This is a genomic window from Pseudoalteromonas arabiensis (genome assembly GCF_001550155.1).
Lineage (GTDB): Bacteria > Pseudomonadota > Gammaproteobacteria > Enterobacterales > Alteromonadaceae > Pseudoalteromonas > Pseudoalteromonas arabiensis.
In genome coordinates this window covers 22,155-47,181 of the sequence record NZ_LRUF01000021.1, presented here as the reverse complement: position 1 = coordinate 47,181, position 25,027 = coordinate 22,155, and the positions used below count along the sequence as shown (strand labels likewise).

Sequence of the window (25,027 nt, the reverse complement as noted above, 5' to 3'; positions counted from 1 at the left end):
CCTTACGCAGATAAAATTTCAGTTGCGCCAAGTTGATCAAAGTCCATGCTGACATAAAACGGTAGGTGTACAGCTTGCTTACCAAGAGCAATACCAAACATATCGTTTAGCGGAAAGCTCGCTAAAAAATTAACATTAAGGCTGTAATCATTTTTTAAAAGCGTTAGCTGATGAATTTTTTTTATCACTGAGGGTGAGTGGACAACAGCTTTATAAACAGAATTTTCACCCTCACCATCAGGAAATTGTTTATATAAAATTTGGTCCATTTGAGGATGAATGAAACCATCAAGTAATTGCTTTAACAATGATAAATCAATCCCTGTGTAGTCATCACTTAAAACCGAGGCGACACGCTCTGCAAATTGCCCCACATTATCTAACAAACTCTCGGGCTTTTGCTTTATCACTCGCGTGATAGTGAGCAACTCATGCTGAGCTAACATGGAGTCAGGCGAAAACTTATCAAAACACTGCAAGGACACTGAGAATCGCCCGCTATCATCAATGTTACTGGGCATTTCATAGTCACACAGATATTTATTGTATCCCCATGTTTCACGACCATTGATCAGCGCATAAACATTATTCACACTAATAAATGCAGGGTACCAATACAGATAGCTAATATCGCCATGTAACATTTTAGCGACAGGCAACCAAATGATAATATCCGTTTCCTGCATCCAGCCATGTTCAGAAAAAGGTGCTGCAAGTGACGATATTTTTTCAATATCGGTGAATGTGAGTAAGCAGGTTTCCCCTAAAACATTAAACGTTGTCGAGTCATTGGCAAGTTTATTAAGCGTAAGATCGACATAATGCTGCATTTTTTGCTCAGAAGCGGAAACAAAAAAGCCATACATGTTCGCATTGAGCATCCTGCATGGAGGTTTAGCTACAGGGTTAGATAAAAAGTGGCTGTATGTTTGATTTGTAGACATAGTAATTACTTTAATTATTATTTAGTAATGACTATAGACCAGATTTTCTAATTAGGTATTGATTGCGCTGAGCTTGTCTCATTTGCAAGTAAGTGCGAGGTAAAATACTTATAAGCATTTAAATCAAAATTTTCAGATAAAGCATTCATAAAGCCATGCGCATATTCACTTATACTGCACTCTACCCGTTCCTTTTCGTTTAAAGCTGCCACCACAGGCTTGATATCAAAATGCGCTTCGCTGTGAGGAAAAATAAATCGACAAGGTATATTCGCATTCAACGAAAGGTGGTGTCTCACTTGCGAAGGATAAAAAGCAATGAGCTGCTTTATAAAAGGGTTATGTAGTTCTGCTTGTGCTCGCCACGCTGCTGATGCTCCTGCGCTAAAAGCAATAATCGTTGTAGGACGTTTTATCGTTGTTAATGTAAAGTGGACACGCTCGAAATAGGTGTCATGCCCACACTCATTCAAAAAGTGCTGATATTGGGCTGATTCATTTGTTGGCAATTGTATTTGCCCCATATATGGGTCGCACATTCTAACTCGATTTTTAAGCTGCAGGGCAAGCTGTGTTAGGTGAGCAGTTTTACCAAAAATGTCTGTTACCAAGAGGTAATTCATGAATCTACTTCTTTCTTAAAACTATTATTTTTATTGTCCCGATTAGAATACGCCTGTTTCAAAAAAACATCCAGCTATATTAAACCTGGGCAAGCTATCCCCTTCAAATTGATATGGATTAACTTGAAAGACTGTAGAGACCTTTGCTGACTACTGCATAAAACTAATTAATAAATAAAGATAATCCTGTTGCTTTTGACATATTGAACAATTACTCTAACTGCCGATTTGTACCCAATAAACATCATTTAAACACTTACAAGGAAGTTAAATATGAAATACTTACTTTTACTCTCTACATTAGCATTGGCTGCATGTAGCTCATCACCCTCACGAATAGATACGAGTAATACCATGGACGTGATAGCCTTGAGTGAAGAGAGTGCGCCTGACAGTATTAAAGGCACATTTAAATTTCACATTAAAGCCGCCGGAAAACACAGCGGTGACGTCTTTTTAAACACTGAAAAAGATTACCGTGATAGAAGGTCAATTACAGTTGCCTTAAACTATAAAATTGTACCTGAACTCACTAAAAAATATGGTGAATCTCCGGAGACATTTTTTATCGATAAAGAGATAGAAGTCACGGGAGAAGCAAAACGCGTGACAATAGACTTCATCTCACAAGGACGAGCTACAAATAAATACTATTACCAAACTCATGTAGACGTATCCTCAGTTGAGCAAATTAAAGTACTTAATTAACAGCAAACATTTAAAAGACAAGTAAATACGTCTATTTGCTTGTCTTTTATAGTTTGAGTAAACGAGCACTTCCCTTAAAAATAACGCAGTTATAGCACTACATTAAAAGCCACTATTTAAAGTAGATTTTTTTAAAAATAAAGCTTGCATAAAAAACATTCGTGAAGTAGTCTAGTTGTCTGGTTTTTAGAAACCTCGCGGTTAACCCCTTACCTTGATCCAGTAATTCCCGCATATTCGTATAAATACTTGCGACGTCGTGTTACCAAATGACAATTTGATGAATTTCAAAATTATCACCAAACTGTCACAAACTTAGTCAACACTGTACGCAAGACAACAAATGTCAGACTGTATTTTTTAACTGCCTTTAAAGCTCTACAGAATCTGACAAACAGAAAGAGTGAGTTTTATTATGTCATATAAATACAATGGGTCCCTGATCCAAATTGCACATCCTGTGCAGTCAATATCGGTTAACAAACAGCGTGTAATTTTTAGTGACACGCAAGGCTTGAAAAACGCCATTTTCCAAAAGGCCAGTGATGCCCGCCAATTTGTGAAATGGCTAAAAGCCAACTAAACCGAAAAACGCCAGCTCTGCTGGCGTTTTAGTTTTTACTTCTCTGCATTGAGCTAAAACCCTGCTACACTTATATTTTTAACTATTAATAGGTAGTAAGATGCGCCGTGCCTGTGTTCTTTTACTATTCTTTTTTTGTGCAGCTTCATTCGCCGAAAAACAAACAAAAACCATTCAATGGGTAGTCGTTGATTTCGCACCCTATTACATCATGAATGACCGTTATGAAGGTACTGGACGGGACGAAAGTGTCATGAAAATGATAGAAAAAGCGTTACCCGATTATCGATTCACACATACCCTTTATCCGTCGAGTCGTGTGATACACGAACTTTCGAATCCACAAAACAATTACTGTATGTTGTCGTTGTATCAAAATGAGCATCGTAAACAGCACATTGCTTTTAGCTCTCATACCTCAACAATTGGATTATCCCCATCAATAGCCATACGAAAAGAGCTAATTAAAGCGCTCGATTTAGACCCCAGTAAAGCAATTTCTTTAAAAGCTCTGCTAAATGATAACCACCTTGCACTTGGGGTATCTATGAGCCGCTCGTTTGGTAAAAGTATTGATGACGTGATAAACACCAATCATGATGCCAATATAATATTTCGCCCAGGCAGTGATACTTTAGCGAGCCTTACTTACATGCTAAGTAAAAAACGCATTGATATTCTATTGGGTTATCCAAGCGAGCACTATTATCTAGCTCATTCAATGGGCTTCGAAGACAAACTAACACAACTCACTCTTACGGAGGCACCCAAGTTAAGTGAGGGGTTTATTGGTTGCACCAATAATGAACAAGGCCGGCACATTATTAGCCAATTAGATGTTGCATTAGAAAAAATCGCACATACACAAGAATATCACGATATTTTAGTGCGCTGGTTACCTGATAATTTAAAACCAATTTTAGAGAAAAGGCTCAAGGATAGAAATGAAAGTGCCGCTCATTAAGCGGCACTTTTAAAACAATGTTACTTACGAACACCTTCAATAAATAAACCAATATCCACATGTGTAGATGCAGGTCCAAGGTTGTAATCAATGCCGTAGTCAGCAAGTTTTAGGCTTGTTTCACCTTCAAAACCAACACGGTAACCCCCCCATGGATCTTTACCTTCACCTATTTTATCAATTTCAAAGGTAATCGTTTTAGTGACGCCATTTAAAGTGAATTCACCCGTTACATCAGCTTCATCACCCTCTTCGTCAAATTTAATTGAAGTACTTTTAAACGTCGCTGTTGGGTGCTTATCTACATTTAAAAAGTCTTTACCACGTAGGTGCTTATCACGTTCAGCGTGGTTAGAATCAATACTCTTTGTTTCAATCGTTACATTGATTTTAGAGGCATCAGGCTTTTTATCATCGTAGCTAAAATCACCTGAAAAAGTGTTAAAGCGGCCATGCAGCCAGCTATAGCCTAAGTGTTTAATCTTAAAAGTAACGAATGCATGGGCACCGTCTGTATCAATCACATAGTCTGCTGCATTCGCATTTGCAGTAGAAAATAACGCCGCACTTAATGCCGTGCTTAAAAGTAACTTTTTCATATTAATCATCCTTTAGTGGTTTGATCATTCTAGTTAAGGTTTTATCTTTATCGATAAAATGATGTTTTAGTGCCCCTAATGCATGTAAAACAACAACACCTATCAGCCCGTATGTGGCATAAAAGTGAATTTCACCTGCAATATCTTCTTGATTAGCAATTGAACCTGGCAACGCGGGTACAGCAAATAAATTAAATACGTCAATAGCACGTCCATCTGCTGTCGAGATTAAATAACCCGTTATAACAATGACGATAAGTAATAGATAAATTATTTTATGTACTGAGTGAGCAATAAAGTTCATGGTTTTAGTATTAGATATCGGCTCAGGTTGTGTACCGAGTAACCGCCAACCAAAACGAAAAAGTAAAACAGCTGCCAAGGTAATCCCTACACTTTTATGTAAATCAAGGGAGCCTTTATACCAAGCATCATAATAAGTTAGCTCAACCATATAGACACCTAAGCCAAACAGGCCAAACACCCCAAGAGCCATTAACCAATGAAGTGCAATTGCTACCCATCCGTAGCTGGTTTTAGTGTTGCTTAACATACTCTTTTCCGAAAATCGCTATTCCTACTGATAGAATAGCCTAGCTTATTTGCAATTAAAATAGCGTTAAACAAACATCATCTGTGCATTTACGCACATATTTACACAGCGATATAACTTCCCTTGAATAGAAAGTGTTAATGGTTTTTGTACCAAAGCGTTTTGTCTCTGCATTTACTACATTCACCAACTAAGTGATTTTTGAGTACATGCAACGACACTTTATTACATTTGCCACAGCTTAACTGCGCTTCAACCCATGCTCTTGTTCCTGGGTCAAACCTTAAACGTGCTATTGTTGCAGAATACACAGACACGAAAAATGGTACACAAAAGGTCAGTCCTAGTTTGAGCCAATGAACATCGGCTAATTTCATACTTAGAATGAGATCGCCTTGATTAATTATGTTTAAGAAAATCCCCACAATAAGGGCAGTCTTAAAACCGGTAACTAAGGTTCTTTTGTTAAATGCGACCTTTAAAAATAGAATTGATTTGATCACGATATGCTCTTGTGAGTTTAAAGACTCATTAAATGACCTTTAAAACACAAAAACTATTCCTAATGATTTATTATAAAAGACTGACCGCTTTTATCATCACAACTTAGAACGATAATTAGAGGGCGTTTTTCCAAAAAACTGTTTAAAGGCACTTTTAAAGGAGCTTTCAGATTGATAGCCCACCATCTCTGAAATCGATGTTAAAGAATACTGTGTTTGACTAATTAACTGCTTTGCTTTGAACATTCGTCTCGCCAGCAAGTACTTCATTGGTGTAACGCCTACCGACTCTTTAAAGCGGGATGTAAATTTTGAACGAGACATATTACATACCTCTGCTAAAGAAGCTAATGTCCAATTTAGTTCTGGGCTTTCATGAAGTAAACACAAAACTTTATTTAGACTGCCACTGTTGAGCGCTGCGATAAAATTCTCTTGTTCTTTATTATGTTCTATATAACAACGAATAATTTGAATAAACAAAACATCTGTCAATCGGTCAATAAGCACCTCTTTTCCGAGGTTATTATTAGCACTTTCACTTGTTAACATTTTAATTGCGGCGTTCAACCAACTATAGCTATGCCGATATTCCTGCGTGATGTGAATCAACTCTGGCAATGAGTCAACAAATGCATGATTAGAGTCACGATCAAACTCAAAATAACCGCAAACAATATTAAATTGACCATCACTCCCTAAGAATGGATTTTCACCCTTGTGAATTTTTTCAACGACCTGCGCCGCTGGTAGGCAATCAGAACTAGGATTATCTAATAACTGATGTTCAGTACCATGAGGTAAAATAACAGCATCCCCTGCCAGCAACTTTATCTGCTCATCACGGCCTTTAATATTTAACCAGCAACTCCCTTTATCAATTATATGAAAAGCAGCTTTTTTACTTGAGGCTACGCTCAATCCCCAAGGTGATTGAAAGCACTCTTTAAAATAAACACTTCCGCGTAAATGAATATCTCTTAAAACTACACTTAATGCATCCATCAACATTTGCCTGTCATTACACTCGATATTCAAATAGTAAGCTTTTGAATACGCAAGTGAAACAACTTAAAGCGCTATAGCACTAATTGTGGACGCTAAGACATTAAGAATTTCTCGTTTAGTAGTGATAATAAATGCGCTAAAACAAGTAAACAAAAAGGTGTAATTATGAAATTTAGTATTAAACAGTTAAGTGTCGCTATCACAATGAGCGTATTGAGTATCTCAACAGCTTATGCTGATGGATTACCAAACCCTGGTATGGAGTATTCTCGAGGTAATACGGCTGTCGTTATTACTGATCCACAAGTGGATTTTTTAAGCCCTAAAGGTGTTACTTGGGGTGTGGTGGGTGAAAGTGTCACGAAAAATAACACTGTTGAAAACCTCGAATCTTTAATGAAGACCGCTAAAAAGAAAGATATTCCTCTGTTTATCTCTCCTCACTACTACTACCCACATGATCATAAATGGCAACATCAAGGTTCATTAGAAGTGCTTATGCACAATATCAACATGTTTGATCGTAAAGATGCATTATCACTTGATGGATTTAAAAATTCAGGGGCTGATTGGCTACCAAAATATAAAAAATACATAAATGATGGTGAAACGATAGTTACCAGCCCTCATAAAATGTACGGCCCTGACTCTAACGATCTTGTCTTACAGCTCAGAAAAAGAGGGATCGGTAAAGTAATACTTGCAGGTATGTCATCTAATTTATGTACAGAATCTCACTTAAGAGAACTTATGGAGCAAGGCTTTGAAGTACAAGTTGTTTCAGATGCAACCGCAGGTGCAATTCTGCCAGGCATGAATGCTTATGAAGCTTCTTTAATTAATTTTCGGATGATTGCAAATTCAGTTCGAAATACCAAAGAAACAGTAAAGCTAATGACAAAAATCTAATCAAACTTTACTTGTAGCGAAAATTAAAAAGGCGATACTTTTAAAAATCGCCTTTTTTAAAATCATTCATCATTTTTTATATTAATTAATCTCTTTGCGGCAGCATAATCTGGGCGAAAAAGAGTTTAATTTATAGTCTAGAACTTAAGCCGATAAAACCAATCACTATGAATTACTCTTTAATACTCGGATAATTCACTTTCAGCTATAAGACAGATCACTCTTGCACGTTTACAATCCGCTCTATACCTGTACTATATTTTACGAAATCACCTTCACCAAAATTTTCTGCAATCTTCACGTCAATACTCTTGCTATGCATCGTAGAAAGAAATCTAACCAAATATATTCCTGGCTTGCTTACCTTATAAGCATAAGAGATATCATATTTTTCACGAGGTCCTATATCAATAAAAGGCAAAGCAATTTTATTTTTACCTTGATATCTCGAATGCCCTAAATACACAGGTTCGTTGTAGGTAACGTGTCCATCTTTAAAGTCCATTTTTGCAACTAAAATAGAATTATTATCAAGCAAAACTCGAACACCCTCATTGCCAATGTTTTCCAGAGTGATGCCTATTGCTAAAACAACTCCTCCCTCTGTCATAAATTGTTGTACATTAATATTAGTTAGTGCACTAGACGCTAAGTTAGTTTTTTGTCGGAGCTCAACAACCTGAAGTTCAGCAATACTTTCTTCTCGTTTAATCCACGTACCATAAACAGCCCAAGCAGCAACACAGATAGCTGCTAGCATAAGAAATATCTCTTTTACTACTGTAACTTTTTCAATGGCTTTCATTTAAATCTCTTAGCTTCATTCTAGTGTATCTCGTACGTACCAAATTCTAAATTAACATCATTTAAGGACTCACATGAACTATAGATTTCAAACACAAGAACTAGCTAAAAAAGCTTAGTAAAAGACTAAAGATAGATTCAGAATTGCTTCCTATGGGGCTAACCTTGAACTCTATTTCAAGCCACTTGTTTGACTTAAAGCTTACAGCTATTCGCTTTCTTCCACCAAACCAACATAAATCTGGCTACTGGCATCTACCTGAAAGCAGCTGATCAGGTTTTCTTTCACCAGCTCTAACATGGCGATAAAGCTTACCACAACACCGCTTCGCCCCTCTTCAATAGTAAAAAGAGTGTGAAAAGGTAATTGTGATTGAGCTTCTGAAAGTTTATCTAATATAAGACTCATGCGTTCACGGGTAGACAAGGCCTCTGCGGTAATATGGTGATGCTCAAATGTTTTCGCCCGTGCCATAACGTCACTTAACGCAACTAACAAGTCCTTCATATCAACATCAGGTAGCAAGGCATTCTGCTCAGCAAATTCTGGCACCAGCGCTTCGGCAACAAAGATATCGCGGCCTTCGCGAGGGATTTCATCAAGATTTTCGGCGGCTTTTTTAAATTGCTCGTATTCTTGTAAACGTCTTACAAGCTCAGCTCGTGGGTCTTCTTCCTCTTCAAGCTCTTCATGTTTTGGTAGTAATAATCGTGATTTTATTTGTGCTAATAGCGCCGCCATTACGAGGTATTCACCTGCTAGTTCAAGCTGAAACTCGCTCATCATTTCAACATAACTAACGTATTGCTCAGTAATACTAAAAATAGAGAGCTCAAGCACATCCAATTTATGTTTTTTGATTAAATACAGAAGTAAATCAAGTGGCCCTTCAAAGGTCTCTAAAATGATTTCAAGCGCGTCGGGTGGAATGTATAAGTCTTCAGGCTTATCGACCACCGCTTTGCCATGCAAAAAAGCCAGTGGCAGCTTTTGCTGTACTGGCTCTTGTAAATTATCTGTCGCATCAAGCGGTTGGCTAGTCAATGAAGTCTCTACTCAAATGGTTTAGTATCACCACAACCGACACGTAGAATTTCGATATCATCATCCGACAAATCAATCACTGTGGTTGCTTGCTCAGGAAGATACCCACCATGAATAATTAAATCAACTTGCTTTTCAATACGCTCGCGAATTTCATCAGGATCAGCTTCGGTATATTGCTCACCCGGTAAAATTAAAGAACACGACATTAACGGCTCACCTAATTCAGCCAATAAAGCGCAGGTGATTGGGTGTTCGATAACACGAATACCAATGGTTTTTTTCTTTTCGTTTAATAAACGCTTTGGTACTTCTTTAGTGCCTTTAAAGATGAATGTATAAGGCCCTGGGGTGTTATTTTTAATCAATCTGAATAACTGATTATCAACGCGAGCATAGGTAGATAGTTCCGATAAGTCACGGCAGACCAAAGTAAAGTTATGGTGTTTTTCAATGCCACGAATACGTTCGATGCGCTCTTTTGCTTGCTTATTACCAATGCTGCAACCAAGTGCGTAACCCGAATCGGTTGGGTATACAATAACACCGCCCTGCTTAATAATATCAACCGCTTGGCTGATTAAGCGTGGTTGCGGATTATCTGGATGAATATGAAAAAACTGACTCATTACACGCTCCTATTGCCCTTCCCATGCTTGCCAAACCCCTTGGCAATCTTTTGGTAAGTATAAATTTTTACCTAACTCCAACCAACTGGTCGGAAAATGAAAATCTGACCCTTGCGACGCAAGTAAACCATATTCACGGCAAAGTTCACCTAAAAACTGGCGCTCACTCGGCGCTTGCTGTGGCTGTGCAACTTCCATCGCATCACCACCTGCGTCTTTAAACTCAATAATTAACTTACGTAGCCACTTATTCGACATTTGATAACGCCCAGGATGGGCAAGAACGGCAACCCCACCCGCTTGGTGAATGGCAGCAATTGCCGTTTGCATATCGCACCAACTACTTGGTACATAGCCTGTTTTGCCTCGCCCTAAGTATTTTTTAAATACCCCTGGGAAGTTTTTAGCTACACCACGTTCAATTAGTGCACGGGCAAAATGCGCCCGTGTGATTTGTGCATTCTCGGCAAATGTTTTAGCTTGCTCATAAATGCCATCAAAACCATTTTTGGAAAGACGACGACCTATCTCTGTTGCTCGTTCTTCACGCTTGGCTTGTTGCGCGTGTAGTAGTGACAGCAGTGATTCATTGTCATCGTCAACATTTAAACCAACTATATGAATTTCAAAGCTTTCCCACTTTGTTGATACTTCTACACCAGCAATCAATGTAAGCGGTAAATTATCATCTGCAATGACTTGGCGCGCAGGTTTTATCGCACTTAATGTGTCGTGATCGGTAATTGCAAACACATCAATGTTTTTTTCAACCGCGCGGTGTAACAATTGCTCGACTGATAGCTGACCATCTGAGTATGTGGTGTGGCTATGTAAATCGTATTTTATCAAAGGGAAAGACTGCTTAACGTAAGTTCTTGAATCAATGATGTGAGTATAACAAAATTTTTATAGTAATTGTGGTAAATTAATACTTGACAGTATCGGCATAGGTACGCTTTACTGTATGCACTTTCAGACACGTTAAATAAGCAACAAAAATGAACAAAACAATTCAAATCACAATTTGGTGGTGGCACTCGTAACTAGCGGGTGACGAATTGTCGTGTCTAACGATTTCTAAACCCGCTCATGTAGCGGGTTTTTTTATATCTAAATTTTAAGGTTTTATAATGAATTACATAGCAACTCTTACACATCACTGGTGGTGGCGCCTGGCTTAGCGGGACGGTAAGGGTCTATCTAATTTATAGGCATCTTTATACGAACCCCGCCAAGCATCGCTTCGCGGGGTTTTGTTTTTTAAAGAGTTTTTGGGAATGAGGGAGAATGAGGTTTGATTTTTAGTCATATAACAACGACACCGGGTGAAGTAACCAGTATCACTCAAGTGCGTGACTACATAAGTAGCCCACTTGCGTTATACAGTTTACTCGATAAGCCTAATTCACTGCTGTTAGAGTCTGCTGAAATTGATTCTAAAGACAGTGTAAAAAGTCTAATTTTGGTTGACTCAGCGCTACGACTTGTTTGCCAAGGCAAACAGGTCACACTCACAGCACAGTCAAATAACGGCAAACAATTACTGCCTTACTTACAAAGTCATGTGCAAAATTGCTCGGTAGAGCTTGTAGAAGATACATTAAGGTTAACCTACGATGAGATTGCCAGTGATACCGATGAAGCCAGTAAATTAGTGGCTGATAACGCTTTTAGTGCCCTACGCAGCTGCATTAATAGTATTAAAAGCACCACAGACAATCCGTTTTCTGTGTTTTTAGGCGGTGTATTTGCCTACGACATGGTTGCTAATTTCGAATCCCTTTCTGATGTGCCTGACGGTGAAAACAGCTGCCCAGATTACGTTTTCTACTTAGCTGAAACGCTCGTTGTCATTGACCACCAAGCGAAGACAACTGAGCTGATTGGCAATGTGTTTAATGGCCCAGATGTACATGCAAACTGCTTTGAAGTCGGCCAACAGCTAGAGCGTTTAAATGCTGTATGTGACAAAGCCAAAAGCTACCAGGGGCAAAAGCAAACAGGCTCAAACCCAATTTCTGTTGATGTTAACGACGAGCAATACTGCGAACATGTCATCAAATTAAAAAAGAACATCGTTGATGGCGATATTTTCCAAGTTGTTCCATCACGTACTTTCTCTCTTGCCTGCCCTGACTCACTTCATGCTTACAGCCAACTAAAACTTCAAAACCCAAGCCCATATATGTTTTACATGCGCGATGAAGAATTTGTGTTATTTGGTGCATCACCCGAATCAGCCCTCAAATATTGTGTACAGAGTAAACAAGTCGAGGTATACCCCATTGCCGGCACTCGCCCTCGTGGTAAGTTTGCTAATGGGCAAATTAACCCAGACTTAGACAGCCGTATTGAACTTGAACTTCGCAACGACCAAAAAGAGCGTGCTGAGCACCTGATGTTAGTTGATTTAGCGCGAAATGATGTTGCCCGTATTAGCGTACCAGGCACACGCCACGCTAAAGAGTTATTAAAAGTAGACCGCTACTCACAAGTGATGCATTTAGTTTCACGCGTTGTGGGTACTTTAAAACCTGAACTCGATGCGCTACATGCTTACCAAGCTTGTATGAACATGGGCACCTTAGTGGGTGCGCCTAAAGTACGCGCTGCTGAATTAGTTCGTCAAACCGAACAAAAACGCCGCGGCAGTTATGGGGGTGCAGTGGGTTATTTAACCGGTGATGGTGCCATGGATAGCTGTATTGTTATTCGCTCTGCCTTTGTTAAAAACGGCACAGCCTACGTGCAAGCAGGTGCAGGTGTGGTGTTTGATTCAGATCCACAATCAGAAGCTAATGAAACCCGCGCTAAAGCACAAGCTGTGATCACTGCGATTCAATCGACTTACGAGGCACAATAATGACGATAACATCAGCCTATAAAATTTACTTTTTAGATAACTTTGATTCATTTAGTTATAACTTAGTCGATGAACTTTCTATGTTAGGGTGCCAGTTAGTGGTATACCGTAATAACATCAGTGCACAAAGCATCTTTGACAAAATGTGCCAAGAGACAGTACCTGTATTATTAGTGCTTTCACCTGGCCCTGGCGCACCATCTGATGCAGGTTGTTTAATGGAACTCATTGAACTGTGTAAAGGCCGCTTCCCGATGCTGGGTATCTGTTTAGGGCAGCAAGCACTAACACAAAGCTACGGTGGGGTTATTGGTCATGCAGGCGAAACTGTGCATGGCAAGTCATCAATTATTACGTTGAATGAGCACCCAGTATTCGCGGGTATGGGCGATAAAATGCCGGTTGCTCGTTACCATTCTTTAATGGCAACCAAAGTCCCTGATGAGGTGGAAGTTATTGCCTCTTATGAGACTATTCCAATGGCAATTTACCATCAACAAGATAATGCCCTTGGCTATCAGTTTCATCCTGAGTCAATTTTAACGCCAAATGGCGCATTGCTATTACAGCAAAGCATTGAATTTTTAACCGCACGCGTGCAGTAGAGGAATAACATGGAAGCAACAACTCAAACCCAGTTAAACCAATTATTAGCAAAGCAAGATTTATCGTTTTCGCAAGCAACTGCATTGTTTGATGCCATCATGAATGGCCAGCTTAATGATATTGAATTAACTGCTGCACTTATCGCCCTAAAACTAAAAGGTGAAACGAGCGATGAAATCGCCGGTGCGGCGGCATCAATGCGCGCCAATGCGGTGCCATTTCAAACCAGCAAAACCTTACTTGCCGACAGCTGTGGTACTGGTGGTGATGGTTCAAACACCATTAATATTAGTACCACTGCTGCTATTGTTGCCGCCGCTGCGGGTATTAACATGGTCAAACATGGTAATCGCAGTGTGTCGAGTAATTCGGGATCAGCGGATTTACTAAAAGCCTTGGGTATTAATATTGATATGAGCCCAGAGCAAGCTGCCTATTGTTTAGAAAATACAGGGTTTGCATTTTTATTTGCACCGCATTATCACAGCGGTGTACGCCATGCGATGGGCGTGCGTACGGCTCTTAAAACCCGCACTATTTTTAATATTTTAGGGCCACTAGCCAACCCTGCTGCCCCTGAGGTGCAATTGCTTGGCGTTTATGATGCTTCGCTGTGTTTACCAATGGCCGAAACCTTAAAAACCCTTGGTACAAAACGCGCTATGGTGGTTCACGGTGCAGGCACTGACGAAATTGCCTTACACGGAACAACCAAAGTGGTTGAGTTAAATAACGGTGAGCTGAGCGAATACACGCTAACAGCAAGCGATTTTGGTCTTGCAAACTATTCACTTGAACAACTAGCGGGCCAAGGCCCAGAATATAATGCAAAAGCAAGCTTAGCGATTTTACAAGGTCACGGTGACGAGGCGCATAACGCAGCCATTATAGCCAACGTTGCGGCACTTCTTTATTTAACCGGTAAAGCAAGCGATTTAAAACTAGCCGCAGATCAGGTAAGTGAATTATTAGCATCAGGCAAAGCGATGGACACATTGAACGCAATTATTGAGGTAAGTCATGGCTAACGTGTTAGACAAAATTGTTGCCGACAAACGTATTGAATTAGAACAAAGAAAAGCACAGCGCCCGCTTGAGTCTTTCATCGGAGATGTTGTGCCAACCAAGCGAGACTTTGAAGCGGCGTTAGCAGCAACAGGCACGCAATTTATTTTAGAATGTAAAAAGGCATCTCCGTCAAAAGGGCTTATTCGCGAACCATTTAATTTAGACGAAATTACATCGGTTTATAAAAAGTACGCAACCTGTATGAGCGTGCTTACCGACGAAAAATACTTCCAAGGTAGCTATCAGTACCTTGAGTACGTGCGCAGCCAAGTAGAACAGCCGCTTATCTGTAAAGACTTCTTTATTGATGAGTACCAAGTTTACTTAGCACGTTTATCGGGTGGTGATGCTATTTTATTAATGCTCTCCGTCCTTGATGACGAACACTATTTAGCGCTTCATAAAGTGGCTGATTCGTTAAATATGTCGGTGCTTACTGAAGTCAGTAATGAGCATGAAGTAAGTCGTGCACTTGCACTTAATGCAAGCCTTATCGGTATTAACAACCGCGACCTTCGTGATTTAAGTACTGATCTTGCAACGACAGAGCGCTTACGTCAGCTTATCCCAAATGACAAAGTGGTTATTTCTGAGTCGGGCATTTATACCCATAATGATGTAAAACGCCTTGCACCATTGTGCGATGGCTTTTTAATCGGTAGCTCACTGATGGCTGAGCGTGACCTAGAAGCCGCGTGTCGTAAAGTGATTTTAGGTGAAAATAAAGTGTGTGGTTTAACCCGCTCACAAGACGCGATGGCAGCCTACACAAGTGGTGCTGTGTATGGTGGCTTAATTTTTTATCCTAAGTCGCCACGTTATGTCGATATCGACTGCGCTAAACAAGTAACGCAAAGTGCCCCGCTCGCGTATGTGGGTGTTTTTGTCAATGCGCCTGTTGAACAAGTGGTTGATTATGCACAAAGCTTAAAATTAGCTGCGGTGCAATTACATGGTGACGAGAATAGCGAGTATATTCAAAGTCTCAGAAAGCAATTACCACTTGGCTGTGAAATTTGGAAAGCCCAAGCTGTTAAAGGCGAGTTACCTGAGCCGCTTGAAGGGGTTGATCGCCATTTATACGACACTTACAGCAAAAGCCAAAAAGGCGGCACAGGCGAAGCATTTGATTGGTCTGTGCTTGAGATGGCAACCGTGCCGTTTATGTTAGCCGGTGGTTTAAATCCAGAGAATATTCATGCAGCGCTTTATCGCGGTGCCAATGGCCTTGACCTAAATTCTGGCGTTGAAGCGTCAGCGGGTAAAAAGTGTCAAACAAAATTACAAAATGCGTTTTCGCATATCAGAAATTATTGAGGTTAGAATGCAAAATCCAGCTTATTTCGGTGAATTCGGTGGTATGTTTGTACCACAGCTGCTTGTGCCAGCACTCAAGCAACTGGAAGCAGAGTTTAATAAATCACAAAACGATCCAGCTTTTCAGGCTGAGTTCGAAAAACTTTTAAATGAATACGCAGGTCGCCCTACGCCATTAACACTGACACGTAACTTAGTTAAAAATCCTAAGGTAAAACTGTATTTAAAGCGTGAAGATTTACTGCATGGTGGTGCGCACAAAACCAACCAAGTACTTGGTCAAGCACTACTAACCAAGCGCATGGGTAAAAAAGAAGTGATTGCAGAAACAGGTGCCGGCCAACATGGTGTTGCAACGGCCCTAGCCTGTGCCCTACTTGGCTTAAAATGCCGTGTTTACATGGGTGCAAAAGACGTTGAACGTCAGCAACCAAACGTATTTCGCATGAAACTAATGGGCGCAGAGGTTATTCCTGTCACAGCGGGCTCTGGCACCTTAAAAGATGCAGTCAACGAAGCACTGCGTGACTGGTCAGCAAATTATAAAGACGCTCACTACTTACTAGGCACTGCAGCAGGCCCTCACCCATTCCCAACCATGGTGCGTGAGTTCCAAAAAATGATTGGTGAAGAAGCAAAACAACAAGTGCTTAAAGCTGAAGGTCGCTTACCGGATGCGGTGCTTGCTTGTGTGGGCGGAGGCTCTAACGCCATTGGTATGTTCACAGACTTTATTGATGAGCCAAGCGTAAAACTAATTGGTGTAGAGCCAGCTGGTAAAGGCTTAGATACCCACCAGCATGGTGCCACCTTATGTAAAGGCACAAAAGGCATTTTACACGGTACTTATACCTACATTATGCAAGATGATGATGGCCAAATTGAAGAGTCTTACTCTGTATCAGCTGGTCTTGATTACCCTGCAGTTGGCCCACAGCATGCTCACTTGCATGAAACAGGCCGTGCAGAGTACGTTGGTATTACTGATACTGAGGCACTTGAAGCATTTCAACTACTGGCCAAGAACGAAGGGATTATTCCAGCGCTTGAATCAAGCCATGCCCTCGCATATGCCCTTAAATATGCCGAGCAACAAACCGAAGACACTATTTTAGTGGTTAACCTAAGCGGCCGAGGCGATAAAGATTTAGCTCACGTACACAGTGTATTATCAGAAGGAGGCGCACTATGAGCCAGACTAACCGTTACGGACAACTGTTCGCCACATTAAGCGAAACTAACCAAGGTGCCTTTGTACCGTTTGTTACTATTGGCGATCCTAATAAAGCACTGAGTGTAGATATTATCAAAAGCTTAATTGATGGCGGTGCCGATGCCCTTGAGCTAGGTATTCCATTTTCAGATCCGATTGCTGATGGCCCAGTGATCCAAGCGGCCAACATTCGTGCACTTGATGAAAACATCAATACCCAAGATTGCTTTGATATCATTAAACAAGTGCGTGAGTACAATGCTGATATTCCAATTGGCCTATTATTGTATTCAAATCTGGTGTTTAAGCGTGGCATCGAAAAGTTTTATCAAGATGCTAAAGAAGCGGGTGTCGATTCAATTTTAGTGGCTGACGTACCACTACATGAGTCAAAGCTATTTCGCCAAACAGCAATGAAAAATGGCATCGACCCAATTTTTATTGCAACGCCTAATGCTGATGATGACACTTTACGAGAGTGTGCGTCATACGGTCGTGGTTACACATACCTTCTTTCACGCGCAGGTGTAACAGGCACAGAAACCAAAGCGCAAATGCCAGCAGATTCATTAGTTAAAAAGCTAAAAGATTACCATGCTGCACCGGCTTTATTAGGCTTTGGTGTATCAACCCCAGAAGATGTTAAATCAGCACTCGAGTCAGGGGCCGCTGGTGCGATTTCAGGCTCGGCCGTTGTTAAAATCATCGAGGCAAACCTGGATGACCAAGCAGCGATGCTTACTGGTTTAAAAGAGTTTGTAGCCAGTATGAAAGCAGCTACTAAGTAATTTATCATATAAAAAAGGGCCTTAAAGGCCCTTTTTTGTGTTTAACTGATTATGAGAAGTAATTAATGATGACGGTGGATGCCTTCTTTAATTTCTTCGATAAACTTACGGTTAAAAGCCTCTAAATCAGCAGGGCTTCGGCTTGTAACTATACCCTCATCAACACACACCTCTTGATCAACCCAATTAGCGCCAGCATTAATTAAGTCGGTTTTAATACTTGGGTATGACGTTACTGTACGGTCGCGTAATTTGTTAACTTCAGCTAGTAACCATGGGCCGTGGCAAATCGCGGCAATGGGTTTGTTTTTTCCGGCACTGAAAAAACCATCAACAAACGCTTTCGCATCGCTATTCTGGCGAAGTGTGTCTGGGTTAAATAAGCCGCCGGGTAATAATAACGCGTCATATTCAGCAGAGTCTGCTTCGCTGACTACACGGTCCACACTGACTCGTTCACCCCATTGGTTTTCATCCCAGCCTGTAATATCACCACGTTCAAGTGACACAACCTCTACCAAAGCGCCTGCTTCGAGTAAAGCACTACGCGGTGACAATAGCTCACTTTGCTCAAACCCATTAGTTGCGAGGATGGCAATTTTTTTACCATTAAGTTGGCTGTTTAAATCTGACATGTTATCTCCTTATTTAGGTAAACCTAAGTTAATTACAGCAGACAATATGCCAGAGTTAACCTCATGAAATTAAAGAGCTAATTTAAAAGTTTTGATTATTAGCTCTGTAAAATATACAACACCCTTGCAAATACTGCTTACAACACATCCTTTAATGCCTTTGCAGGCTTAAACACAGGTTTGTTAGCGCCTTCGATTTCGATTTCTTCCCCAGTTTGTGGGTTGCGCCCTTTACGTGCTGGGTAATAACTTAGGGCAAACGTACCAAAACCATTGATTTGCACTTGGTCACCTTCAGAGAGTGACTTTTCGATGACATTTAACAGGCTGCTGAGTGCAGCTTGTGTGTCTTTTTTTGTTAATTCACTATGGGCAGCCATTTGTGACACTAACGCGGCTTTATTCATAAAATGCTCCAAAATACGCCGCTTAATCATCTGAGGTTAAGCGGAAAAAGATAAGGTAAAATAACCCAAACACCGGTTTAGACCAGATTTGCTCGGGAGGCTAAGCTTTCAGGGCAGCTAAGTCAACCTTGTATCTTGAGCAATAACTTGATACAACCCAGTATCTTTTTAAATTAGAGCATTTATAAATCTATGCATGCGATTATTGAATACATCCCGCTGATTTTGTTTTTTGCGGTTTTCAAATTAGTTGATATTTATTGGGCAACAGCATTGCTGATGCTAACTACCTTAATTCAGGTTGCTTATTGTTATTTTAAAGACGGCAAAGTGCCAACCCGTCACTGGGTGTTTTTTGCCATCGCGGTGGTATTAGGTACTCTCACCTTAGTTTTTCATGATGAACAGTTTGTGAAATGGAAGGCCACCATTGTGTATGCCATCTTAAGTGCTACCTTGTTAGTCAGCCGCTATGTGCTTGGTAAAAACTTGGTAAAAAAGGCACTTAGCTCGATTTTAGAAAATGTCTCTGAGAGTAAACAAGAAATCAAGGTACCGGAAACACTGTGGAACAAACTTAATCTCTTTTGGGTTGCAGTAACCGGTGGTATATCAGCTCTAAACATTTATATTGCTTATAATTTCTCACTCGATTTTTGGGTTAATTTTAAAGTATTTGGCTTAATGGGGATTACCTTTGTGTGCGTACTAGCCACTATCATCACGCTCTTCAAATACTTACCTGAAGATGATGAAGAGAAAGATTCAAAGCAATCTTAATGTCATAAATCTGTCGTCTTAGCTTGTTAGCGTATACAAAAAACACGCTGAGACGACATTGAACGCTAACCATTACCGCTGGTTTGAATTTACCCTCATATTTGTTTCTTTGCCGCTTTTAGGCTTCTTGCTACGCGCCTACCTGGCTAACTGGCTTATACCTGCCCTTATTATTTTAATGGCCGTGTGCAGCATGTTGCTTTTGTCTGATCCTCATTTCAAACGCTTAAGGTTAACCAGCTTAGGTGAATTTAGTGCAGTCAAACGTCGCTTGTTTAGCTTCTTCTTTTTAGGAGCACTATTCTCAGGCATGTTTTACGGCATCATGAATCAAGAAAACTGGTTTTCGATGCCCAGAAATTCTTTTTATGATTGGCTAATGTTGCTATTACTCTACCCAATTTTATCGGTGATGCCACAAGAGCTTATTTTCAGAACCTACTTTTTCCACCGCTACAAACGCATTATGCCAAGTAAAACCGTGCGTATCATTGTCAGTGCATCGGTGTTTGCGTTAGCTCACATTGTCTATGCGAATGTATTGGCCGTACTGCTGGCATTTTTAGGTGGGCTATTATTTTCTTACACTTATGCGCAAAGCCGCTCGACCTTTGCGTGCGTTATTGAACACAGCTTATGGGGGCTTTGGATGTTTACTTTGGGGCTAGGTGATGTTTTAGATGCAGGGGCTATTTAGCGAATATAAAAAAGCCGCGGCTAAGTGCGCGGCTAAATATTGAGCTGGCTTTTAAAATCCGAAAATACTAAATGCAAAAAACTTCGTTGCGACGGTATTTACAAAAATGAGTAATAAAATTGCAGGGATAAACGTTGATAGCGAAAAGTTCACATACTTCTCTGTAAAGCTACCGATATAGCCGTCACAGCCTTGGCTTAGCTCTGCTGATAGGTTTGCTTTTTTCCAGCGGTACATTACGAATAAACACACCATTAAGCCATTAAGCGGTAAAATTGTGTCGTAAAACACATCATATACAATATCAAATAAACTCTTATCTGCGCCGCCATAATTAACAAATTTGGTTAATGACTCAACCATACCAAATGACATAGTACACAGCACAGTTAATACGCCTGTTGATAGGGTTAGGATAGCCAACGCTTTTTTACGACTAATGCCTTTACGATCACTTAAGGTTGCTGTGGGTACTTCGACAATCGATACAAGTGACGTAATTGCCGCAAAAAAGACCAATAAAAAGAATATAAACGCAACAATTGATGCACCCAGGTAGCCAATATCAGCTTGTAATGCTAATAAGATTTTTGGTAGGTATACAAAAATCATTGATACTGATGAGTCTGATAACGTACTTGGGTCGGTATTTGGATTGAAACTAAAAATAGCTGGAAGCACCATTAGTCCGGCAATAAATGCAACAAGCGAATCAGTTACCGCAACCATTTTAGCACTACCAACAATGTCGTCTTTCTTAGAAATATAAGATGCATAAGTCATTAAAATACCCATACCTAACGACAATGAGAAAAATGCTTGGGCTAAGGCACCATTTAGTACACTGGCATTCATTTTGCTAAAATCGGGTACGATATAGTACTTTACACCCGCCATCGCGTTATCAAGCGTTAACACATACACGACAAGTGCTGTAAGTAACACAAATAAAGCTGGCATCATAAACTTAGCCGCTTTCTCAATGCCTTCTTTTACACCACCAACTAAAATCAGATTAACAATGATAGCAACCACTGCCATATAACCAAATACGGTATAGCTATTAATAAAGGTGCCAAAGTTATCTGGTTGGGCCAAGGCATCTAGATTACCGAATGCAGTTTGTGATAAATAACCAAAAATCCACACAGTAATCACCATATAAAACACAGCAATCATAAATGGCGTTAATACCGCTAAGAAGCCCGCAAAGTTCCATTTAGGATCATTGCCCGCTAATAATTTATATGAACCAAGCGGATCTTTTTGCGCTTTACGACCCATTGCCATTTCAGCCATCATTACAGGTAAACAGATAAAAATGACAAACAGTGCATAGACTAACAGGAAAGCACCACCGCCGTTTTTTGTAGCTGAAACAGGAAAACCTACTAAGTTTCCGATACCTACAGCAGAACCGGCTGCCGCTAAAATAAAACCGAGGCGGGAGCTAAAATGCTCGCGTTTTTCGCTCATTTAAAAACCTTATTATTATTTTCTCAATCAAGCGACTCTACCAGTGTTATACCGCGTATTTCAAGCTTTATAAGTTAAAGTTATATGGGTTTGTGTAAAGATTATTACGCAAATAATCTCTCGTCTACTCAGCAGAATATGCTACTATTTTTTCAAAATAACATTGAGAACACATTATGCTGTATATGATTTATTCAACAGACGTTGAAAATAGTTTGGAAGCACGTAAATCTGCTCGCCCTGCTCACTTAGCTCGCCTTCAAGAGTTAGACGATCAAAATCGTTTATTTACAGCAGGCCCACTACCAGCCATTGATAGCGAAGACCCTGCTGAAGCAGGTTTTACAGGTTCATTAGTGGTTGCTGAGTTTGATTCATTAGAAGCAGCAAGGGAATGGGCAGCAAACGACCCTTATATTGCAGCTGGCGTTTACGATAATTCAGTTGTAAAGCCATTTAAAAAGGTCTTTGGTTAATTTTTAACTAGAGTGAACTTTCCTGCTGCAATAATTCAGTGTTTGTTCACTGCTTGTTAACTAAGATCATCTCGTTAAATCACATAATTTAACGTTTTTACTTGAGTTTTAGTTACTTGGTTAATTAAACTAAATGGGTCTGGTTTAGGAGTTTCCCGTCATGCGCGTATTATTAGCCTTCAGTTTTAGCCTACTATTTGCACTTTCGAGCTTTCAAGCAGCTGCAAGTAACAAGCAAGCTGATGAGGTCAGTAAAAAGCAAGCAGTGTTGATTGCAAAAAAAGCGGAAGACGGTAGAACCCTCAAAATCACAGAGCAAGAAAAAGTATATACCGTTAGAATATTAAAAACGAACGGACACGTGGTCGATATCCATGTGAACAAAAAGACTGGCGAAGTGAAAAAGGATTAAAAATGCGAATTTTAGTAATTGAAGATGATTTACACTTGGCAGACAATTTACGTAATGCCCTTGAGAAAGAGCGCTACAGTGTAGATCTTTGTCACGATGGCGAAGCTGGTTTATTTCATATTACAGAATACCCTCTTGATATGGCAGTAGTCGATTTAGGCTTACCAAAAGTAGATGGCATTGAACTGATCACAAAAGCACGTGCACAAGGTATTACTATTCCTATCTTAATTTTAACGGCGCGTGACCGTTGGCAAGATAAAGTAGAAGGTTTAGATGCGGGCGCTGATGATTATCTTACTAAACCGTTTCATGTTGAAGAGTTAATTGCACGCTGTAACGCACTTATTCGCCGTAGTGCGGGTAAAGCAAACCCAGAAATGACCGCTGGTCCAATCAAAATTCATACTCGCTCTCAGCAAGTATGGGTAGATGACAGAGAGCTTAGCCTTACAGCATATGAATACAAAGTACTTGAGTACTTAATGGTTAACCCACAAAAAGTGATCTCTAAGTCAGAGCTAACTGAGCATATTTACGACCAAGACTTTGATCTTGACTCAAACGTAATTGAAGTATTCGTACTTCGTTTACGTAAAAAGCTTGACCCCGACGGTACACTAAATCCTGTAGAAACATTACGTGGTCGTGGTTACAGGCTTAAAAGTCAGTGGTAGCATCGCAAATACCGCTTAAAGTAAGACAAGGATTTATCCTTGTCTTTGTTTTATTAGTTGCCTTACCGATTTTGTTTTTCTCAATTGGTAAGGCTTATTACGCCTCCTTGGTCGAAGCGACCGAAAAAACGCTCGAAGCCCATTTATACTCACTTATTTCTGAAGTCGACTTTACAGAGCGCGGCATAGTGATGCCAAGCACCATTCTCACACCAGAACTCAACAGACTAAACTCAGATACTTACGCCATGATTTATCGTGGGGATTTACCTGTTTGGTACTCTGAATCAGCAACGAATATTAATTTTATTCCAGACGAATTCGAAGCCCCAGCTGGTTCAGCAGATTTTCGCCGTGTTGAATATAATAATGTGGTTTATTGGCAGCTTACCCTGACCGTTATTCTAGAAAACATAGATCAATCCGAACATGCACGGTTTATTTTGCTAAAACGTAATGATGCGCTACTAAGGCTAATGGATGGATTTAAACAAACATTGGTTAACTGGATGTATGTTATGGGCGTGGCAATCGCCGCATTAATGGCCATCGGTTTTGTTTGGAGCGCAAGACCCTTGCAACGTTTAGACAAAGAGATCAAATCTATTGAGTCTGGCGATAATCAGCAAATTAAAGGCCTTTACCCAGTTGAGCTACAAACAATTAAGGCAGATTTAAATTTATTACTTGAGTCGCAACAACGTCAAAAGGAGCGCTATCGTGCCTCGTTAAGCGATTTAGCACACGCGTTAAAAACCCCATTGGCTGTACTGAAGTCCAGCCCACTTGCTAATGATGCTGACGCTCAAGAGCAGTTAGATCGCATCAATGTGATGATCGAACATCAATTAAAGCGAGCCGCCACTGGTGCGTCTGACACATGGAAAAAACAGACTCTCGTGAAGCCCATTATTGATTCAATTTTGAGTGCCATGTCGAAGGTTTATCGTGACAAAGATATTATTTTTACTTGTGAAGTAACAGAGAAAGATTACTTCTTAGGTGACAAAACTGACTTAATGGAATTGTTAGGAAACCTAATTGATAATGCCTGTAAAGCATGCCGCTCACAAGTCGACATCAAAGTTTTGCAAAGTAAATCTTTGACAATCAGTATCAGTGATGATGGACCTGGCGTGCCCGTTGACAAGCGTGAATCATTATTAACAAGAGGCACCCGATTGGACACTTATGAAAGTGGTCATGGTGTTGGTATGGCTATCGTGTCGGACTTAGTAAACTCTTATAATGGCCACTTAACAATTGGTGACTCCGAAAAGCTTGGTGGTGCTGAGTTTATTTTAGAGTTTAACTATCGTGATAAAAAATAATATGAAACACCCGATATTGACAGTTTTTTTAGGATTTATATCATTTCAAGCATTCTCTATCGATGCTCAAGAGCAATGCACGTTACACGGCAATACACCTGCTCAAACAAAGCAATATATTCGTTGCTTAGATAAAGTCATTGCGGATTTGGAACGCGAACAAAAAATGTGGGTGAATAAACTGACTCTAGATCTGGAAAAGATAAAAGAAGATACAGGTAATAGCCAACTATTACCTATATTTTTACGCAGTGTAAAAAACCAAGCCAGCTACCAAGAGGATAGTTGCCGTTGGCGTTACTTACAGAAAATGCCAAATGCAACTAAGGCAGCTATCACCTACAAACAATGTGAAATCAACATACTTAATCAGCACCTAAGTGTGTTAAAGCGCCCATTAAAGTAAGAA

Annotated in this window: 29 protein-coding genes; 16 read left to right on the top strand and 13 right to left on the bottom strand. The window is 40.1% G+C overall.

Going from position 1 to position 25,027, the window contains the following annotated elements:
- Nucleotides 1-2: 2 nt before the first annotated feature.
- Together PAARA_RS09875 and PAARA_RS09870 are read right to left on the bottom strand one after the other, a co-directional pair.
- On the bottom strand, nt 3-944 hold the full coding sequence (locus PAARA_RS09875) for an acetoacetate decarboxylase family protein (protein WP_062568874.1): 942 nt from the start codon (nt 942-944) through the stop codon (nt 3-5).
- A 47-nt stretch (nt 945-991) separates the two neighbouring features.
- The gene (locus tag PAARA_RS09870) at nt 992-1,567 is read right to left on the bottom strand and encodes a hypothetical protein (RefSeq protein WP_062568873.1); all 576 of its coding nucleotides are present in this window, start codon (nt 1,565-1,567) and stop codon (nt 992-994) included.
- Between the two features lie 273 nt (nt 1,568-1,840).
- Here PAARA_RS09870 and PAARA_RS09865 point away from each other — a divergent pair, with 273 nt between their 5' ends.
- Complete coding sequence (locus PAARA_RS09865) at nt 1,841-2,275, top strand: hypothetical protein (RefSeq protein WP_062568872.1); 435 nt, start codon at nt 1,841-1,843, stop codon at nt 2,273-2,275.
- A gap of 683 nt (nt 2,276-2,958) precedes the next feature.
- On the top strand, nt 2,959-3,822 hold the full coding sequence (locus PAARA_RS09860; protein ID WP_062568871.1) for a TIGR02285 family protein: 864 nt from the start codon (nt 2,959-2,961) through the stop codon (nt 3,820-3,822).
- Nucleotides 3,823-3,842: 20 nt separating this feature from the next.
- On the opposite strand, the gene PAARA_RS09855 is transcribed toward PAARA_RS09860, so the two are convergent.
- The 4 genes from PAARA_RS09855 to PAARA_RS09840 all read right to left on the bottom strand — a co-directional run bounded on the left by PAARA_RS09855 (nt 3,843) and on the right by PAARA_RS09840 (nt 6,482).
- Entirely contained in the window at nt 3,843-4,421 is a 579-nt protein-coding gene (locus PAARA_RS09855; RefSeq protein WP_062568870.1) for a YceI family protein, read from the bottom strand.
- A 1-nt stretch (nt 4,422) separates the two neighbouring features.
- On the bottom strand, nt 4,423-4,974 hold the full coding sequence (locus PAARA_RS09850; RefSeq protein WP_062568869.1) for a cytochrome b: 552 nt from the start codon (nt 4,972-4,974) through the stop codon (nt 4,423-4,425).
- Between the two features lie 137 nt (nt 4,975-5,111).
- Nucleotides 5,112-5,477: a nitrate/nitrite transporter NrtS gene (nrtS, locus tag PAARA_RS20625; RefSeq protein ID WP_209438183.1), complete on the bottom strand. Its 366-nt coding sequence runs from the start codon at nt 5,475-5,477 to the stop codon at nt 5,112-5,114.
- A 96-nt stretch (nt 5,478-5,573) separates the two neighbouring features.
- Complete coding sequence (locus tag PAARA_RS09840; protein ID WP_062568868.1) at nt 5,574-6,482, bottom strand: AraC family transcriptional regulator; 909 nt, start codon at nt 6,480-6,482, stop codon at nt 5,574-5,576.
- A gap of 168 nt (nt 6,483-6,650) precedes the next feature.
- Here PAARA_RS09840 and PAARA_RS09835 point away from each other — a divergent pair, with 168 nt between their 5' ends.
- Nucleotides 6,651-7,394 (top strand): cysteine hydrolase family protein, encoded by a 744-nt coding sequence (locus PAARA_RS09835; protein ID WP_193988687.1) that lies wholly within the window; start codon nt 6,651-6,653, stop codon nt 7,392-7,394.
- A gap of 217 nt (nt 7,395-7,611) precedes the next feature.
- On the opposite strand, the gene PAARA_RS09830 is transcribed toward PAARA_RS09835, so the two are convergent.
- The 4 genes from PAARA_RS09830 to rnm all read right to left on the bottom strand — a co-directional run bounded on the left by PAARA_RS09830 (nt 7,612) and on the right by rnm (nt 10,721).
- Nucleotides 7,612-8,199, bottom strand: coding sequence for a hypothetical protein (locus tag PAARA_RS09830; RefSeq protein WP_062568867.1), 588 nt, complete (start codon nt 8,197-8,199; stop codon nt 7,612-7,614).
- Nucleotides 8,200-8,406: 207 nt separating this feature from the next.
- Nucleotides 8,407-9,243, bottom strand: coding sequence for a segregation and condensation protein A (locus PAARA_RS09825; RefSeq protein WP_062568866.1), 837 nt, complete (start codon nt 9,241-9,243; stop codon nt 8,407-8,409).
- Between the two features lie 8 nt (nt 9,244-9,251).
- Nucleotides 9,252-9,872: an L-threonylcarbamoyladenylate synthase gene (locus tag PAARA_RS09820; RefSeq protein WP_062568865.1), complete on the bottom strand. Its 621-nt coding sequence runs from the start codon at nt 9,870-9,872 to the stop codon at nt 9,252-9,254.
- A gap of 9 nt (nt 9,873-9,881) precedes the next feature.
- Nucleotides 9,882-10,721, bottom strand: coding sequence for an RNase RNM (gene rnm / locus PAARA_RS09815; protein ID WP_062568864.1), 840 nt, complete (start codon nt 10,719-10,721; stop codon nt 9,882-9,884).
- A gap of 445 nt (nt 10,722-11,166) precedes the next feature.
- Between rnm and PAARA_RS09810 the strand changes: the two genes are divergently transcribed.
- From PAARA_RS09810 to trpA, 6 genes are read left to right on the top strand one after another with little or no spacing between them, the layout of a single operon-like run.
- Nucleotides 11,167-12,735: an anthranilate synthase component 1 gene (locus PAARA_RS09810; RefSeq protein WP_062568863.1), complete on the top strand. Its 1,569-nt coding sequence runs from the start codon at nt 11,167-11,169 to the stop codon at nt 12,733-12,735.
- On the top strand, nt 12,735-13,340 hold the full coding sequence (locus PAARA_RS09805) for an aminodeoxychorismate/anthranilate synthase component II (protein WP_062568862.1): 606 nt from the start codon (nt 12,735-12,737) through the stop codon (nt 13,338-13,340). The genes PAARA_RS09810 and PAARA_RS09805 overlap by 1 nt, the downstream gene beginning before the upstream one ends.
- 9 nt (nt 13,341-13,349) lie before the next feature.
- Entirely contained in the window at nt 13,350-14,369 is a 1,020-nt protein-coding gene (trpD, locus tag PAARA_RS09800) for an anthranilate phosphoribosyltransferase (RefSeq protein WP_062568861.1), read from the top strand.
- Complete coding sequence (trpCF, locus tag PAARA_RS09795; protein ID WP_062568860.1) at nt 14,362-15,726, top strand: bifunctional indole-3-glycerol-phosphate synthase TrpC/phosphoribosylanthranilate isomerase TrpF; 1,365 nt, start codon at nt 14,362-14,364, stop codon at nt 15,724-15,726. The genes trpD and trpCF overlap by 8 nt, the downstream gene beginning before the upstream one ends.
- Before the next feature lie 7 nt (nt 15,727-15,733).
- On the top strand, nt 15,734-16,918 hold the full coding sequence (gene trpB, locus PAARA_RS09790) for a tryptophan synthase subunit beta (protein WP_062565365.1): 1,185 nt from the start codon (nt 15,734-15,736) through the stop codon (nt 16,916-16,918).
- Entirely contained in the window at nt 16,915-17,727 is an 813-nt protein-coding gene (trpA, locus tag PAARA_RS09785) for a tryptophan synthase subunit alpha (protein ID WP_062568859.1), read from the top strand. Before trpB ends, trpA begins: the two co-directional genes overlap by 4 nt.
- A 62-nt stretch (nt 17,728-17,789) precedes the next feature.
- Here trpA and PAARA_RS09780 read toward each other — a convergent pair whose 3' ends face one another.
- Nucleotides 17,790-18,362, bottom strand: coding sequence for a type 1 glutamine amidotransferase domain-containing protein (locus PAARA_RS09780; protein ID WP_062568858.1), 573 nt, complete (start codon nt 18,360-18,362; stop codon nt 17,790-17,792).
- Between the two features lie 137 nt (nt 18,363-18,499).
- Entirely contained in the window at nt 18,500-18,799 is a 300-nt protein-coding gene (locus PAARA_RS09775) for an HU family DNA-binding protein (protein WP_338053563.1), read from the bottom strand.
- A gap of 162 nt (nt 18,800-18,961) precedes the next feature.
- Between PAARA_RS09775 and PAARA_RS09770 the strand changes: the two genes are divergently transcribed.
- Entirely contained in the window at nt 18,962-19,549 is a 588-nt protein-coding gene (locus tag PAARA_RS09770; RefSeq protein WP_062568856.1) for an inner membrane-spanning protein YciB, read from the top strand.
- A gap of 58 nt (nt 19,550-19,607) precedes the next feature.
- Complete coding sequence (locus tag PAARA_RS09765; protein ID WP_062568855.1) at nt 19,608-20,246, top strand: CPBP family intramembrane glutamic endopeptidase; 639 nt, start codon at nt 19,608-19,610, stop codon at nt 20,244-20,246.
- Between the two features lie 51 nt (nt 20,247-20,297).
- Here the strand turns inward: PAARA_RS09765 and PAARA_RS09760 are convergent, their stop codons facing one another.
- Entirely contained in the window at nt 20,298-21,722 is a 1,425-nt protein-coding gene (locus tag PAARA_RS09760) for a sodium-dependent transporter (RefSeq protein ID WP_062568854.1), read from the bottom strand.
- Between the two features lie 176 nt (nt 21,723-21,898).
- On the opposite strand from PAARA_RS09760, the gene PAARA_RS09755 reads away from it, so the two are divergent.
- From PAARA_RS09755 to PAARA_RS09735, 5 genes are all read left to right on the top strand, one after another.
- Nucleotides 21,899-22,198 carry a YciI family protein gene (locus PAARA_RS09755; protein ID WP_062568853.1) on the top strand — a complete coding sequence of 100 codons (300 nt, stop codon included), beginning with the start codon at nt 21,899-21,901 and terminating at the stop codon, nt 22,196-22,198.
- Nucleotides 22,199-22,358: 160 nt separating this feature from the next.
- A complete protein-coding gene (locus PAARA_RS09750; protein WP_062568852.1) occupies nt 22,359-22,610 on the top strand; it encodes a PepSY domain-containing protein in 252 nt (83 codons plus the stop codon).
- Nucleotides 22,611-22,612: 2 nt separating this feature from the next.
- Complete coding sequence (locus tag PAARA_RS09745) at nt 22,613-23,287, top strand: response regulator transcription factor (RefSeq protein WP_062568851.1); 675 nt, start codon at nt 22,613-22,615, stop codon at nt 23,285-23,287.
- Complete coding sequence (locus tag PAARA_RS09740) at nt 23,281-24,618, top strand: ATP-binding protein (protein ID WP_062568850.1); 1,338 nt, start codon at nt 23,281-23,283, stop codon at nt 24,616-24,618. The genes PAARA_RS09745 and PAARA_RS09740 overlap by 7 nt, the downstream gene beginning before the upstream one ends.
- Nucleotides 24,605-25,024 carry a hypothetical protein gene (locus PAARA_RS09735; protein ID WP_157066188.1) on the top strand — a complete coding sequence of 140 codons (420 nt, stop codon included), beginning with the start codon at nt 24,605-24,607 and terminating at the stop codon, nt 25,022-25,024. Before PAARA_RS09740 ends, PAARA_RS09735 begins: the two co-directional genes overlap by 14 nt.
- Nucleotides 25,025-25,027 lie beyond the last annotated feature (3 nt).

Bases quoted from the DNA above. Each gene is read 5' to 3' on its own strand.
- PAARA_RS09850 (WP_062568869.1), bottom strand. From the start codon at position 4,974: ATGTTAAGCAACACTAAAACCAGCTACGGATGGGTAGCAATTGCACTT.
- PAARA_RS09760 (WP_062568854.1), bottom strand. From the start codon at position 21,722: ATGAGCGAAAAACGCGAGCATTTTAGCTCCCGCCTCGGTTTTATTTTA.
- PAARA_RS09865 (WP_062568872.1), top strand. From the start codon at position 1,841: ATGAAATACTTACTTTTACTCTCTACATTAGCATTGGCTGCATGTAGC.
- PAARA_RS09875 (WP_062568874.1), bottom strand. From the start codon at position 944: ATGTCTACAAATCAAACATACAGCCACTTTTTATCTAACCCTGTAGCT.
- trpB (WP_062565365.1), top strand. From the start codon at position 15,734: ATGCAAAATCCAGCTTATTTCGGTGAATTCGGTGGTATGTTTGTACCA.
- PAARA_RS09860 (WP_062568871.1), top strand. From the start codon at position 2,959: ATGCGCCGTGCCTGTGTTCTTTTACTATTCTTTTTTTGTGCAGCTTCA.
- PAARA_RS09755 (WP_062568853.1), top strand. From the start codon at position 21,899: ATGCTGTATATGATTTATTCAACAGACGTTGAAAATAGTTTGGAAGCA.
- trpCF (WP_062568860.1), top strand. From the start codon at position 14,362: ATGGCTAACGTGTTAGACAAAATTGTTGCCGACAAACGTATTGAATTA.
- PAARA_RS09805 (WP_062568862.1), top strand. From the start codon at position 12,735: ATGACGATAACATCAGCCTATAAAATTTACTTTTTAGATAACTTTGAT.
- PAARA_RS09775 (WP_338053563.1), bottom strand. From the start codon at position 18,799: ATGATTAAGCGGCGTATTTTGGAGCATTTTATGAATAAAGCCGCGTTA.
- PAARA_RS09750 (WP_062568852.1), top strand. From the start codon at position 22,359: ATGCGCGTATTATTAGCCTTCAGTTTTAGCCTACTATTTGCACTTTCG.
- PAARA_RS09745 (WP_062568851.1), top strand. From the start codon at position 22,613: ATGCGAATTTTAGTAATTGAAGATGATTTACACTTGGCAGACAATTTA.
- PAARA_RS09855 (WP_062568870.1), bottom strand. From the start codon at position 4,421: ATGAAAAAGTTACTTTTAAGCACGGCATTAAGTGCGGCGTTATTTTCT.
- trpA (WP_062568859.1), top strand. From the start codon at position 16,915: ATGAGCCAGACTAACCGTTACGGACAACTGTTCGCCACATTAAGCGAA.
- trpD (WP_062568861.1), top strand. From the start codon at position 13,350: ATGGAAGCAACAACTCAAACCCAGTTAAACCAATTATTAGCAAAGCAA.
- PAARA_RS09870 (WP_062568873.1), bottom strand. From the start codon at position 1,567: ATGAATTACCTCTTGGTAACAGACATTTTTGGTAAAACTGCTCACCTA.
- PAARA_RS09835 (WP_193988687.1), top strand. From the start codon at position 6,651: ATGAAATTTAGTATTAAACAGTTAAGTGTCGCTATCACAATGAGCGTA.
- PAARA_RS09770 (WP_062568856.1), top strand. From the start codon at position 18,962: ATGCATGCGATTATTGAATACATCCCGCTGATTTTGTTTTTTGCGGTT.
- PAARA_RS09780 (WP_062568858.1), bottom strand. From the start codon at position 18,362: ATGTCAGATTTAAACAGCCAACTTAATGGTAAAAAAATTGCCATCCTC.
- PAARA_RS09840 (WP_062568868.1), bottom strand. From the start codon at position 6,482: ATGGATGCATTAAGTGTAGTTTTAAGAGATATTCATTTACGCGGAAGT.
- PAARA_RS09820 (WP_062568865.1), bottom strand. From the start codon at position 9,872: ATGAGTCAGTTTTTTCATATTCATCCAGATAATCCGCAACCACGCTTA.
- PAARA_RS09830 (WP_062568867.1), bottom strand. From the start codon at position 8,199: ATGAAAGCCATTGAAAAAGTTACAGTAGTAAAAGAGATATTTCTTATG.